At 61.4% G+C, this 13,210-nt stretch carries 13 protein-coding genes; 4 read left to right on the top strand and 9 right to left on the bottom strand.

Annotation, left to right across the window (positions count from 1 at the left end):
- Nucleotides 1-43 precede the first annotated feature (43 nt).
- Entirely contained in the window at nucleotides 44-484 is a 441-nt protein-coding gene (locus tag AB4Z25_RS22755) for a response regulator (RefSeq protein ID WP_112388921.1), read from the top strand.
- 2 nt (nucleotides 485-486) lie between these two features.
- On the opposite strand, the gene AB4Z25_RS22750 is transcribed toward AB4Z25_RS22755, so the two are convergent.
- On the bottom strand, nucleotides 487-1,218 hold the full coding sequence (locus tag AB4Z25_RS22750) for a TetR/AcrR family transcriptional regulator (protein WP_442209186.1): 732 nt from the start codon (nucleotides 1,216-1,218) through the stop codon (nucleotides 487-489).
- A 175-nt stretch (nucleotides 1,219-1,393) separates the two neighbouring features.
- Here AB4Z25_RS22750 and AB4Z25_RS22745 point away from each other — a divergent pair, with 175 nt between their 5' ends.
- The gene (locus AB4Z25_RS22745) at nucleotides 1,394-2,593 is read left to right on the top strand and encodes a multidrug effflux MFS transporter (RefSeq protein ID WP_112388923.1); all 1,200 of its coding nucleotides are present in this window, start codon (nucleotides 1,394-1,396) and stop codon (nucleotides 2,591-2,593) included.
- A 115-nt stretch (nucleotides 2,594-2,708) separates the two neighbouring features.
- Nucleotides 2,709-4,007: an MFS transporter gene (locus tag AB4Z25_RS22740; protein ID WP_112388924.1), complete on the top strand. Its 1,299-nt coding sequence runs from the start codon at nucleotides 2,709-2,711 to the stop codon at nucleotides 4,005-4,007.
- Here the strand turns inward: AB4Z25_RS22740 and AB4Z25_RS22735 are convergent.
- The 8 genes from AB4Z25_RS22735 to AB4Z25_RS22700 all read right to left on the bottom strand — a co-directional run bounded on the left by AB4Z25_RS22735 (nucleotide 3,997) and on the right by AB4Z25_RS22700 (nucleotide 11,903).
- Entirely contained in the window at nucleotides 3,997-5,034 is a 1,038-nt protein-coding gene (locus AB4Z25_RS22735) for a substrate-binding domain-containing protein (RefSeq protein WP_112388925.1), read from the bottom strand. The genes AB4Z25_RS22740 and AB4Z25_RS22735 overlap by 11 nt on opposite strands.
- Before the next feature lie 83 nt (nucleotides 5,035-5,117).
- A complete protein-coding gene (locus AB4Z25_RS22730; RefSeq protein WP_442209184.1) occupies nucleotides 5,118-5,873 on the bottom strand; it encodes a phosphodiesterase in 756 nt (251 codons plus the stop codon).
- Entirely contained in the window at nucleotides 5,870-6,691 is an 822-nt protein-coding gene (locus AB4Z25_RS22725) for an inositol monophosphatase family protein (protein WP_442209182.1), read from the bottom strand. Before AB4Z25_RS22725 ends, AB4Z25_RS22730 begins: the two co-directional genes overlap by 4 nt.
- A gap of 15 nt (nucleotides 6,692-6,706) precedes the next feature.
- On the bottom strand, nucleotides 6,707-7,750 hold the full coding sequence (locus AB4Z25_RS22720; RefSeq protein ID WP_442209180.1) for a LacI family DNA-binding transcriptional regulator: 1,044 nt from the start codon (nucleotides 7,748-7,750) through the stop codon (nucleotides 6,707-6,709).
- A gap of 9 nt (nucleotides 7,751-7,759) precedes the next feature.
- Nucleotides 7,760-8,608 carry an ABC transporter permease gene (locus AB4Z25_RS22715; RefSeq protein ID WP_442209179.1) on the bottom strand — a complete coding sequence of 283 codons (849 nt, stop codon included), beginning with the start codon at nucleotides 8,606-8,608 and terminating at the stop codon, nucleotides 7,760-7,762.
- Nucleotides 8,605-9,429 (bottom strand): ABC transporter permease, encoded by an 825-nt coding sequence (locus AB4Z25_RS22710; RefSeq protein ID WP_112388929.1) that lies wholly within the window; start codon nucleotides 9,427-9,429, stop codon nucleotides 8,605-8,607. The genes AB4Z25_RS22715 and AB4Z25_RS22710 overlap by 4 nt, the downstream gene beginning before the upstream one ends.
- A 177-nt stretch (nucleotides 9,430-9,606) precedes the next feature.
- Nucleotides 9,607-10,740, bottom strand: coding sequence for an ABC transporter substrate-binding protein (locus AB4Z25_RS22705; RefSeq protein WP_442209176.1), 1,134 nt, complete (start codon nucleotides 10,738-10,740; stop codon nucleotides 9,607-9,609).
- A 32-nt stretch (nucleotides 10,741-10,772) separates the two neighbouring features.
- Nucleotides 10,773-11,903: an ABC transporter ATP-binding protein gene (locus AB4Z25_RS22700; protein WP_442209174.1), complete on the bottom strand. Its 1,131-nt coding sequence runs from the start codon at nucleotides 11,901-11,903 to the stop codon at nucleotides 10,773-10,775.
- A gap of 262 nt (nucleotides 11,904-12,165) precedes the next feature.
- Here AB4Z25_RS22700 and AB4Z25_RS22695 point away from each other — a divergent pair, with 262 nt between their 5' ends.
- Entirely contained in the window at nucleotides 12,166-13,200 is a 1,035-nt protein-coding gene (locus AB4Z25_RS22695) for a Gfo/Idh/MocA family protein (RefSeq protein ID WP_442209173.1), read from the top strand.
- The last annotated feature ends 10 nt before the right edge of the window (nucleotides 13,201-13,210 follow it).

The raw sequence follows: 13,210 nt of genomic DNA, 5'->3' as shown, positions 1-13,210 counted from the left end.
AATGAAGTTCTTTCGCGTGCTTGGGTTAACGGAAGAGGGCGTCATGGCCATCAATGTTGTGCGTAAATGGCTGCGGGATAACGTTATGAACCAGAGAGTATTGATTGTAGAAGACGAGTTTCTGATCGCCCTCGACCTCGAGGCGACAGTCGAAAACTTGGGAATGGAAGTCGCGGGACTTGCGACCAACAAGGAGCAGGCGTTGCAGCTTGCGCACCTGGCGGACGTGGCTTTCGTCGACATCAACCTGTCCGATGGCGCGACAGGTCCGGAAATCGGCCGCCGCCTTGCCGAAGAGCATGGCATCACGGTCGTTTTCATGACCGGCAACCCGGAGGCTGTCGCAAACGGCGTCAAGGGTGCGCTGGGTGTCGTCAGCAAGCCCGTCATGCCTGCGGTGGTCGAACAGTCGCTGAAATATGCCGTCGCGCGCCGCGCAGGCATGTTGGCGTCGGTGCCGCCGCAGATGATGGTGTTTGCCTGAAATTAGCCGCTGACGGCCGCAAGTTGCGGCCGTTCGGCTAGCTTTTCCGTGCCGTAGGCACGAAGGAAAGTCCGCACGGCATTGCGTGCTGCGCTTTCGAGCTGTGATTCCGTCGGCAATTGTCCGAACAGAAGCATCAATTGCAGATCGGCATTGCCGAGCGCCAGAAACTGGCGGGCTGCCACATCGAAATCATCGATCTTCAGAGACCCTCCGGCACTCAGCCGCGCAAACAGCGCCCCGAGCGCTGAAATGATCCTGCCCGGTCCCTGCTGACGCCAGGTCTCAAAGAGATGCGGATAGCGCTCGCCTTCGTTCTGGATCAGACGGCGCAGGAATTTTCCGTCCTGATTGCAGAAGCAGTTCTTGTTGATGCGAATTGAAAAGGCGACGAGATCGTCTTCCAGATTGTCGGCATTGATCGGGAAGGTCGAAAGCATCGAGAACAGCATCTGGTCCGCGCGGCTCATGACGTCCTCGACGACGGCGACGAATAGCGTTTCCTTCTCGCAGTAGTGATTATAGACGGTCTGTCGCGAGACATTGGCCTCGATGGCGATCTCGTCGACGCTCGCTCCGGCGAAACCCTCGCGGCAGAAAACCTCGGCCGCGGCCTCCAGGATCGATGCACGCTTCTTGAACTGGCCGCGCTGCGTCGGTCCTTCGGATCGCTTTTCGGGTGTCGCGGAATTTTTCATATCCGTAAATGTAGTGCGTCTTGACGTTTTAGACAATGCTGTCTAATTTTACACCAGTGTCCAAAATAATTGACATATTGATGCGTATTCGTTGACGCTTCTCCCAAGGCGCCGATGGACCGCTCCGGACACCCAATTGAACCCCTTCGAAAGCAAAGCGGTGGTGTGAATTTCCGCCTCGTCCGCTGCGTTTTTATGAAAGATCACCGCCATGAACGCTCCATTCTTTCGCACTGCGCTCATTCTCGGCTTGCTGTCGGCCATCGGCCCGTTTGCCATCGACATGTATCTGCCGGCGCTGCCGTCCATCGGGGCGGACCTTCACTCCGACAACAGCGTGACACAGCTGAGCCTGCTTGCCTTCTTCATCTCGTTTGCACTGGCGCAGCTTCTCTATGGGCCGCTGTCCGACATGTGGGGCAGAAAGCTGCCGCTCTATATCGGTATCAGCGTCTTCGTCGTCGCCAGTGTCGGCTGCGCGCTGGCGCAGAATATCGAAACGCTGATCGCCTTCCGCTTTATCCAGGGCATCGGCGGCGCTGCCGGCATGGTCATTCCGCGCGCAGTCGTCCGCGACATGCATACCGGCGTCCAGGCAGCGCGGCTTATGTCGCTGCTGATGCTGGTTTTCTCGATCTCGCCGATCCTTGCGCCGCTGACCGGCAGTGCCGTCATTGCCTTCTACGGCTGGCGGGGCGTGTTCTGGGCAGTCACCATTGCGGCTTTCATCGGTATCCTTCTGCTGGCAACGCAGCTCGAGGAAACGCGGCCTGCCCACCATCGCAAGGAAAGCAGCATCGCTGGCGCCATGCGCGCCTACGGCATGCTTCTCCGCGACCGCAACTTCATGACGCTGACTTTCATCGGTGGCCTGGGTATCTCGAGCTTCCTCGTCTATCTCGCCAATTCGCCCTTCGTGCTCATCGAGCATTACGGGCTGACGCCGACGCAATACAGCTTCGCCTTCTCGATCAACGCCGTGTCGTTCTTCGCCGTGTCGCAGGCAACCGGCTGGCTCGGTGAGAAATTCGGCCTTGTCCGCGTCATGCGCATCGCCGTCACCTCCTACGCGCTTGTGATGATCGCCATGGTCGCCGTCATGGCCGCCGGCCTCGACCAGCTTCCTGTCATGGCTGTGTTCCTGTTCGCCGGATATGGCTTCCTCGGCCTCGTCATTCCGACCAGCGCCGTCCTGGCGCTGGAGGATCACGGTGAGATCGCGGGCACCGCGTCGTCACTGATGGGCACACTGCATTTCGTCATCTCGGCGGTCGCCATGGTCTTCTCGAGCCTGGTTGCCGATGGTACCGCGCTGCCGATGGCCGGCGGTATCGCCATCTGTGCTTTCCTGGCTTTTGCCGTGACGCAGGCAACCATCGGCCGCCGTACCGCGGTCGCAGCCGCCGAATGAACCATTGCCGCGCCGCTCCGGCGGCGCGGCGGTACTGATATCTGCAACGTTCGATTGATAATCGCCGGACGGGCCATAAGTACCTGCTGAGCAATATCATTTCGGAGAAGCAAGCATGGTCAGCGAACGGGAATTGATCTCCAAGATCACCTGGCGCCTGATGCCGTTCCTCGGCATCCTTTATCTCATCGCCTATATCGACCGGCAGAATGTCAGTTTCGCCAAGCTGCAGATGGTTGGCGATCTCGGCATGAGCGAATATGCCTACGGCCTTGGCGCCTCGCTGTTCTTCATCGGCTATTTCCTCTTCGAAGTTCCCAGCAACCTGTTTCTGAACAAGCTCGGCGCCCGCATCTGGTTCGCGCGCATTCTTGTCTCCTGGGGCATCGTCACCATCGCGCTCGCCTATACGCAGAACGCGACGATGTTCTACATCCTGCGCTTTCTGCTTGGCGTCTGCGAGGCGGGCTTCTTCCCGGGCGTGCTCTATCTGCTGACGCTCTGGTTTCCGGCGGATTATCGCGGCCGCATGGTGGGGCTGTTCATGATCTTCAGTGCGCTGGCAAACGCCGTCGGCGCGCCGCTCGGCGGCATGCTGCTCGATCTCGATGGCCTCTATGGCTATGCGGGCTGGGAATGGGTGTTCCTGGCGACAGGCATTCCGGCCGTCATCGCCGGTATCGTCACCTTCTTCTACCTCCCGGGCAATCCGCAGACCGCGACGTTCCTGAGCAGCGACGAAAAGAGCTGGCTGCAGAACCGGCTCGACAGCGAAAATGCCGGCATGGACAAGAATGCCGAGAACGGCTTCAAGGCGCTGATCGATCCGCGCGTGCTGTTGATGTCACTCTGCTACGTGGCGTTCCCCCTGGCCGCCTATGGTCTCAGCTACTGGCTGCCGACCATCGTCCATGGCTTCGGGGTCACCAACACGGTCAACGGTTTCATCAATGTCATCCCGTGGATCCTGGTCGCCGTTGCGCTCTATGCCGTGCCCGCGATGGCCGATAAGGCGCCGTCCAAAACGCCCTATATCGTCATCCCGGCCTTTATCGGTGCGGCCTGCCTGTTGCTATCGGCGCTGATCCCGAACAACACGCTGCAATTCGCCTTCCTCTGCGTTGCCGCAGCCGGCATCTTTGCGCCGCAGCCGGTATTCTGGAGCCTGCCGTCGCGCTTCCTGAAGGGCGCGGGAGCTGCCGCAGGCCTAGCCGCCATCAATTCGGTTGGTAATCTCGGCGGCTTCGTGGCGCAGAATGTCGTGCCCTGGATCAAGGATACAACCGGCAGCACGATCGCACCGATGATTTTCCTCGCGATCTGCCTGGCGGCAGGCGGCCTGCTCGTCTTCCTCGTGACGCAGCTGATCGCCCGCAAGGACCACGAGAATACGCAGGCTACAGTCAGGACGTGAGCGAGAACGCGTCACTTTCGCCGGGCACCAGCTCTAGTGGCCAGATCGTGTTGCGGGCTCCCTCCGGATAGGATTCCGCATAGGCCGGCATGGTCGCAAGCAGGGTCTCGGCGAGTTCGACGCCGAGATCGCGTAGCGACATGCGGAAGCAGGTCAGCGACGGCTGCAGGAACCGTCCGCGCGGCTCTTCGCGGAAGCCGATGATGGCGAGGTTGCGGCCGGGAATCACACCCGCTTCGACCAGCCGGCGATAGAGCCCGAATGCCATCAGCTCATAGATCAGGATGATGGCTGTCGGTTTGCTGTCGAGCAGCAAGAGCTCATGGCCCGCCTGATAGCCGCCCTGTTCGCTCGATTTCACCCGGATGACGAGATTGGGATCGTATTTGATGCCATGCCGCTCCAGCGCCCGCCGGTAGGAATCGACGAAGATGTAGCCGAGATTGATGTCGTTCGACGGTGCGGCGATAGCGATCTTGCGGTGACCCTTGGCAACCAGCCGGTCGACGGCCGACGTCGCGACGCCCTCGAAATCAAGGTCGATCCACGGGTAGTTGCCGCCCGACGAGCTGCGGCCGAGGCTGACAAAGGGGATCTTGGCCTTGACCAGCAAATCGATGCGCTTGTCGATCCGCTGTGTTGCCGAGATGATCATGGCATCGACGACGCGGCGCGCCACCATGCGCTTCAGATATTCGTAGGGGTCTTCGTCATTGGGGCAGGGCAGCATGACGAGGTCGAGCTTGTGCCGTGCCAGGACGCTCTGCAGGCCGCCGGTGACGCCGAGGAAGAAGTCGTCGCTATTTTCGACGGTCTCCTTGCTGGATTCGATCATCAAGCCGATCGCGTTGGTCGTTCCCTGACGCAGGCTGCGGCCGGACTGGTTGGCGACATAGCCAAGCTCCTCGGCGGCGGCGAGAACGCGCTTGCGGGTTTCCTCATTCACATCGGGCTTGCCGTTCAGCGCGCGGGAAACCGTTCCGATCGAAATGTCGAGATGCTTTGCAAGTTGTCGGATCCCTTTCATATCAGGCGATCTTCCTCCTCGATCAAAGCCCGTAGAACCCTCTTCTTGCCACAGGAAAACGTTTCCGGAAAGCGCTACCGCCGTCAATCGGCGAATTGGTGGATATGAATAATGAGCGAATCCGGGTCGGCGAGGATGATCGAATAGACCGGCGGCTCGAAGCAGTTCGTCGTCTTCGGTGAAACGAAGTCGAGCGCCGTCTGGTGGTTGGTACTGCGCAGGATGGCGAAAGGGATGCCCTGCCAGTTGCCGGTGATCAGCCGGTGCAGGTGGCCGGCAAAGATGTGGCGCACATTGCCATGGCTTTTCAGGAGTTCGAAGAGCGGCTCCGGTTCGGCAAGTCCGAAAAGGTCGAGGGCAGGCAGATACACCTTGGCCGGCGGATGGTGCATGAAGAGATAGACCGGCCGGTCGCTGGCTTCATCGAGTTTTTCCTTGAGCCAGGCCAGTCTCAAAGCGCAGAGCCTGCCGGTCACCTTGCCGTCGTCGAGCGTATCGAGCGTGATCACCCGGCCCTCGGGGAGATCGATCGCTGCCTGGGCAAAGCCGTTTTCGGCCATCTGATCCGGGAACGCTGCGGCAAAATTCTTGCGGATATCGTGATTGCCGAGCATCAGCCGGATGGTCAGCGGCGAGCGCTGAACGCGGGACTTCAGTATCTCGTAGGTATCGGCGCCGCCGGTCTCCGAAAGATCGCCCGATACGACGACGAGCGAAGCGTCTGGGTGAAACTGCTCGACGTCTGAAAGACACGCATCCATGCGGGCGGCCGGATCGAGGCCAAGCAGCGTTTCACCAGCGGAAACCAGATGGAAATCGGAAATGTGGATGAGCTTCATGCGGCAGCCTCGGCATTTGCAAGCGAATGAGTGATAAGCGAAAGCAGTTCGTCGCGCATCTGCGGCGCTGCGGCGATGACGGGGCCGCCGGTCAGCAGCGTTCCGCCTTCGCCCGGAAAGTCCGCGGTCCAGCCACCGGCTTCGCGGATCATCAACAGGCCGGCTGCGCAGTCCCAGGCGTTGATATGCGGCTCGTAATAGCCAGCCAGCCGCCCGCTGGCGACCTGCGCCAGCATGAGCGCGCCCGAACCATTGCGGATGAACATGCCGCCCGCTTCCAGAAGCAGCTCGATGAAGACAGACACCTGCCGGAGCGGAATGCGGAAATTAGCGCCGACGCCGAGCAGGCCGGTCGAGATACTGCCGGTACCGGTCACCTGCATCGGCCGCCCGTTGAGCTGCGCGCCAGCGCCTTGCTTGGCAACGAAGAGATCGCCTGTCGATGGCTGGCAGATCAGCCCGAGCACTGTCTCGGTGCCCTTCATGACGGCGATTGAGATGCACCATTGGTCGAGGCCGTTGACGAAACAGCTGGTGCCGTCGATCGGATCGACCACCCAGAGATAGCCCGATGGGCCTTCGCTCAGGCCCTCTTCCTCGCCGAGCACGCCATCATCGGCAAAGGCGGCGGCAATGCGTGTGCGGATCAGCGCTTCGACCGCCTTGTCGGCCTCGCTGACGATATCCTGACCGTTGAGCTTCTGGCTGCTTTCCAGCGAAGCGAGGTCGGCAAAGTAGGCGAGCGCCTTTGCCGCGGCTTCGAGGATCACCTCCCGCGCCAGCACGAAGCGCGGATCATCAGGGAATTCGCAGGGCATGGGGATCTTTCTGGGTCAGGGAACGAAGCTGTCGCGGACGATCAGCTCCGGAATGACCCGCTCATAGGCGGGGGGAAGGTCGGGATTGGCCAGCCGTTTTTCCACCAACTCGACAGCGCGCTGCGCCATGACGACAGGGTCCTGGCGGAAGGTCGTCAGCCGGTAGCTCAGCCAGGCGGCTTCGGGAACATCGTCGAAGCCGATGACGGCGACGTCTTCCGGGATACGTAGACCGAGTGTGGTGCGCACATAATCCATCAGTCCGAAGGCGATCTGGTCGTTGGCGCAATAGACGGCGTCGGGATGGTCGTCCGAACGCGCGAAAAGCTGCCTGGCGGCGGCGATACCGCTGTCATAGTCGGAATCCTTGCCACGGCCGATGGTGACGGTTGCCCCCAGTGCTTCGGCAGCAGTTCTGAAGGCGTTCTCGCGCTCGGCGATGCTTGAGGTCGCGGAGAAGGATGCGGCGACGGCAAGCTTCCGGCGGCCCTTTTCGAAAAAGGCGTTGGCCGCTTTTCGCGATGCTTCGGAGTTGCCGGCGCGCACGTGGTCGGCATCCGGCTCGGAGCGGCCGATCACCACCAGTGGCTGGCCGTTGCGATGCGCCAGCTCGACGAAATTGGCCGGCGGCGAGCCCGAGAGGATGATCGTTGCCTCGGCGCGGTGGCCAATCAGCATCTTCTGGGCGGCCAGCATTTCCTCTTCGGTCTGACCGGTGTTGATCAGGATCGGAATGCTGCCGCGCTGGATCAGCGCCTTCGACAAGGCCGCCGCAAGGTGGGCCCGGAAGCCGACTTCCGGCCGTGTCGCAACGATGCCGACAAGCCGGCTCTGGTTGGCAAGCACGCCGCGCGCCAGGTCGTTGACCTGATAACCGAGCTCGTCGGCTGCCTTCAGTACCTTCTCGCGCGTCAGCGGCGCCACGCTGGCGCCCGGCGTGAAGGTGCGCGAAACCGCCGATCGCGAGACGCCGGCAAGCTGCGCCACCTGTTCGGCGCTGACGAAGCGCATCCGCTCCTTGCGCTGGTTCTTGGCGTCGTTGATCGGGCCGTCATTCATGACAATCTCTCAATGCCCCACGCGTGAAAGGACGTCTGCCTTCAGGAATCGCTCGACGATAAACATAAAGACCAAGGAAGGAATGAGCAGCAAGAGGGCAGTGATCGAGGCGATCTGATAATTACCGCCGGAACCTGCAGTATACAGCAGAAGCGGCAGCATGTTCACATCCGGTGCGCCGACGAAATAGCTTCCGGTAAATTCATCGAGACTTTCGAGGAAGACGAAGATGGCGCTGGCCATCAGGCCGGGGGCGGCGAGCGGCAAAGTGATATCCATGAAGGCCCTGATGGCACTGGCTCCAGCCGAGCGCGCCGCCTGCTCCAGCTCCTCGTCGATTGCCGAGAAGGCCGCCGTGGCGATCCAGACGGCGTAGACGAGACCATGCGAGGCATGGACGAGAACGACGCCGAGGATCGTGCCATTGAGGCGGATCTCGTAGAAGATGCGGGCGACGTTCACATAGACCGTCAGGTTCGGAAACGCCTGAGGAATCAGGAAGGCAAGCAGGATCAGAGCCCGGAAAGGCAATTTCAGCCGCGCCAGAGCGTAGCCGGCGGGGATTGCCAGCAGCAACGAGAAGACGACGGTCAACACGGCGACGATGAGCGAATTGGTCAGCGATTCCAGCGCCCCGCCGCGCGGCGCGAACACCTTCGCCCAGCTGCTGAAGCCGTATTGCAGCGGCAGGCTGTGCGGGAAGTACCACTTCTCGGCGACTGTCCAGAGCAGCAGGTTTGCCAGCGGCCCGAAGATAAAGAAGGCCATCAGGCCGAAGATGATGCCGCGCGGGATCCACCAGAGTGCCGAGAGCGGGCTCGCTTGCGATTGCGAAGGGGAAAGCGTGGCGAGGGTCATGCGCGCTCCTTCAGGCTCTGGCGCAGGTAGATCCAGGCGACCGACGAGGCGAGCACCAGCGAGACGAGGCCGAGCGCATTGGCGACACCATAGTCACCATAGGCGTTGACGCGGAAGGCGATGTCGGCCGTCAACATCGTCGGCGACTGCGCGTTGATCATCAGCGGTACCGAGAGAACGGACATCATGGTGACGAAAGACAGGATCAGACCGACGGTCAGCGTTACCGACACCTGCGGTACGAGGATTTCAAAGAGCAGGCGCAGGCGCGAAGCGCCGAGATTGCGGGCCGCCTCGATCGTATCGCGGTTGACCGAGGCCATGGCGCCGGCAACCAGCAGTGTCACGAACGGCGTCTGTTTCCAGACGAACGCAATGACGATACCGCGCCAGTCGAGATAGCTCTGGGCGTCGATCGGCGTCAGCAGCCCGAGGCTGATCAGCGTGCTGTTCATCAGCCCGCTCTTGGCGAGGAACGTGCGCAGGATCTGGCCAACGACGATGAAGGGAATGAACATCGGCCAGCGATAGAGCCAGCGCAGGATGGCAACGGCGACCGGATGCTCGCCGAGCGTCAGATAGCCGCCGATGGCGATCGAGGCGAGGCCGATCAGGATAGTCGAGATGGTGATGATCACCACCGAAAAGATGATGTCCTTGGTGTAGAGATCGAAGGTCTTGTAGAAATTGTCCCAGCCGAACCCGCCGCCTTCGATACGAAAGGCGCCAACCGCCGACATGACCAGCGGCAGGATGAAGAGAAAGGCAATCACCGCAAGTGCCGGAAGCACGAGCAAGAGACCGAGCAGGCGTCTGGACATCGTTTGACCTCGCTTCTTGTTCCCTTCTCCCCTTGGGGAGAAGGTGGCCCAGAGGGCCGGATGAGGGGGCGATCGGGCGGGGAGCGGCCTTGCTTTCGCCGGCCGTTCGCTCCTCCGTCGCTCACCCCCTCATCTGTCCTTCGGACATCTTCTCCCCGCTGGGGAGAAGACAGTGCGTTACTTCACAGACTGCTCGTAGGCTTCGAGGATCGCGGTGTTGTAGGGCGCGATCGGGAAAGGCTTGCCTTTGGTGGCGAGGTCTTCAGGCGTGATGTCGACGAACAGCTTGTTCCAGGTGGCATCGTCGAGCCTCGGCTTGACGAACTGGGCGTCGATACCCGGATACCAGTTGAACTTCTTCACGATGCCGTCGGCCTGAACTTCAGGGCTGGTGGCGAGGGCGATGAACTTCTCGGCGAGGTCCTTATGCGATGCCTTGGCCGGAACGACATAGTGCATCGGCTGGCCCGGCATGCCCGGAGCCGGCAGAACCAGCTTCAGTTCCGGCGGCAGCTGGCCATTGGCCTGCCAGGAGTAGAACATGTCGACCCAGACCGGACCCATAGCGATTTCGCCGCGCGACAGCAGGTCGAGCGTGCCGGCGTTGCCAGGCGTCAGCGTTGCGTTCTTGGTGAAGTCGGCAAGGCTCTTGAAGGCATCGCCCCACTTTGTGGTCTCATCCTGCTTGAACGGGCCGGTCATCAGGTTGGCAGCATCGCCGCCGCCGAAGGCGTAGATCCAGCCCATGACGAAGCTGACGCCGGAAGCGCCGCCCTTGATGCCGTTATAGCCGAACTGCTTCGGATGTTCCTTGGCCCAGGCTGCGAGCTCGGTGTAGCTCTTCGGCGGGTTCGGAACGAGAGCCGGGTTGTATGCGATTGCCGTCTGGCTGTTGAACATCGGCATGACATAGCCGTCGACGTCGGAGCCGAGAGCGTTCTTGGCATTGTCGCGCGAAACCAGCTTGCCGGTGTCGATCGCGCCACGATACTTCTCGAGATAGCCCTTCTGGACCATCGGGCCAGCGAACTTCTCGTGGACGACGGCAACGTCGATATCCCAGTTTGCCGTGTTGGCAGCCTGCTGGGCGTCGAAGCGCTCGAGGATCTTCTGCGAACCGGCGTCGCCGGGGCCGGTGCCGACGGCGCGAACGGTATTGCCCGGATAGGCCTTTTCAAAAAGCGGGCCGAGATACTGGTTGATGTAATCGACCATGTTCTGGTCGCCAGCGGTCGCAACGGTCAGTTCTTCGGCCTTCAGCGGGAAGGCGGCGAGAGCGACGGCGAAAGCTGCATAGGTCAGTCTCTTCATGAGTATGTCTCCATGGGTTCAAAAAGATAAAGTCATGCGTGAGCTTTCCCGGCCGCGGACCGGGAAATGGCAATGGCCGGGTTGGACTCCGGCGAATTGAAAAGAAACAGCGCGTCCGGTCCGACATGGACCTGCACGCGGTCACCAGGTTCGAAGGCGCGCGGCGCATCGGCCATGATGTCGCGCTCGCCGAGCCTGACGGAATGGCGCCAATGGCCGCCCGGATAGCTGACGGCGGTCACCTCGCCCTCGAAGGTCATGCCGGGTGCCGCGATCGGCGTGTCCATCGGTAGCAGCTGGGCGGCTTCCGGCCGGAACCGCGCCTCGATGGTGCCAGCTAGAAGCTTGCGGCCGAGCAGCGGCACGCTGCCTGCAGCATTGGCAGGACCTGCGGCGATGTGGAAACTGTCGCCCTGCGGGGCGCCTTCCAGCGACAGCACGTTCTCGGCGCCCATGAAGGCGGCGACGAAGGCGGATGCCGGGCGGTTGTAGACATCCTCCGGCGTTCCCTGCTGGGCGATCTCTCCGGCATTGAGGATGACGATGCGATCGGCCATCACCATGGCCTCCTCGCGATCGTGGGTGACGTGAACGGCAGTGATGCCGAGACGCTTCTGCAGCGCGCGAAGCTCGTGGCGGACCGTGAGGCGAATGCGGGCGTCGAGATTGGAAAGCGGCTCATCGAGCAGCAGTATCTCGGGGTCGATGGCCAATGCACGGCCAAGGGCGACGCGCTGGCGCTGGCCGCCTGACAGCGCCGCGGGCTTTCGTGCGCCAAGCCCGTCGAGGCCAAGCAGGCTCTGCATGGCGGCGACGCGCGTGGCGATCTCGGCCTTCGCAACGCCGCGCAGCTTCAGGCCATAGCCGATATTCTGTGCGACCGTCATATGCGGCCAGAGCGCGTAGGACTGGAAAACCAGCGCCATGCCGCGCTTGTCCGGCGGCAGATGCGTGACATCGCGATGCCGGACGCTGACGGTGCCGGAAGAGGGCGCGATGAAACCAGCCAGCACGCGCAGCAGCGTCGTCTTTCCACAGCCGGAAGAGCCGAGAAGGGCCACGAATTCGCCGCGCTGAATGCTGAGGTTGATATCGTTCAGAACCTTGGTGCTGCCATATCTGCAGGCAACAGAATTCAGTTCCAGAAACGCGTCCTGGTTCATCGTGTCTCCTCCCATTGCACGGCTGTGCAATCCGGTCTGGAGCTTAGTAGAATGTTTGTTTAACAGCCAGATGACATCGAAGATATTTCTGTGCTGCACTGCCGCGCAAACCAGCCTAAGGGCTGGCTTTCACTGGTGTTTTCCGCAGCATTTTTTCTAATTTACCGGTGCCTTGACAGCAGGAAACCTTTCCGAATAGTATCGTAAACGTTTACGGAATGCGCTTCCGGAGGAGACGGGAAGCGCGCCGCGGGAGGAAATCGTGACATTGAATGCCGTTTTATGCGGATGCGGAGCCATGTCGAAAGGCTGGCTGCGGGCAATCCAGGACACGCCGGCGTTGGCCGGTGCGATCGCCGTCAAGGGCCTCGTGGATCTGAACCCTGCTGTCGCCGAAGCGCTCGCTGCCGAATTCGGCTTGAGCGATGCTGTCATCGGCGCCGCCCTTGGCGATGTCATTGCGCGGACAGAGGCCGATATCGTCTTCGACGTCGTCATTCCCGCTGCCCGCTTCAATGTCGTTTCCACGGCGCTTAAGGCCGGTTGCCATGTGCTCAGCGAAAAGCCGATGGCGACCTCGCTTGCCGAAGGTGCAGCGATGATCGATCTGGCCGCCGATGCCGGAAAGATCCACGCCATCATTCAGAACCGCCGCTTCATCTCGGGCGTGCGCCGCATGCGCCGCTTCGTCGAGAGCGGGGCGATCGGCGATCTGACCGGCATTCATTGCGACTTCTTCATCGCCCCGCATTTCGGCGGCTTTCGCGAGGAGATGGACAATGTCCTTTTGCTAGACATGGCAATCCACACCTTCGACGCCGCCCGCTATGTGGCGGGCAAGAAGCCGCTGGCCGTCTATTGCGTCGAGAAGAACCCGAAGGGCTCGTGGTATCGTCATGGCGCTTCCGCCAACGCCACTTTCGAATTTGCCGACGATGTGGTCTTCACCTATCGCGGCTCGTGGTGCGCCGAAGGCGAGCGCACCAGCTGGGAAAGCGAGTGGCGGCTGGTCGGCTCGAAGGGCATGCTGACCTGGGATGGTGCGGAAAACTTCAGCGCCGCCGTTTCGGGCGTGGAGCCCGGCCTGTTGCATGGCTTCAGCGCCGTCGAGGTTCCACAGCCCGAGCATGATGACGAGACGCATGGCCATGCCAGCGTCATCGCCAGTTTCGTCGAGGCCATCCGCTCCGGCAAACGGCCGGAGACCGTCAGCTCCGACAATATCAGAAGTCTTGCCATGGTTTTCGGCGCCATCGAGAGCGCCAAGACAGGCAAGCGCATTGAAATTTCAGCATAGGACATGAGAT

The sequence above is a fragment of the Rhizobium sp. RAF36 genome, from assembly GCF_052114105.1.
Classification (GTDB): domain Bacteria; phylum Pseudomonadota; class Alphaproteobacteria; order Rhizobiales; family Rhizobiaceae; genus Rhizobium.
Note: the sequence above shows the minus strand (reverse complement) of the source record. Positions and strands in the feature narration are given on the sequence as shown.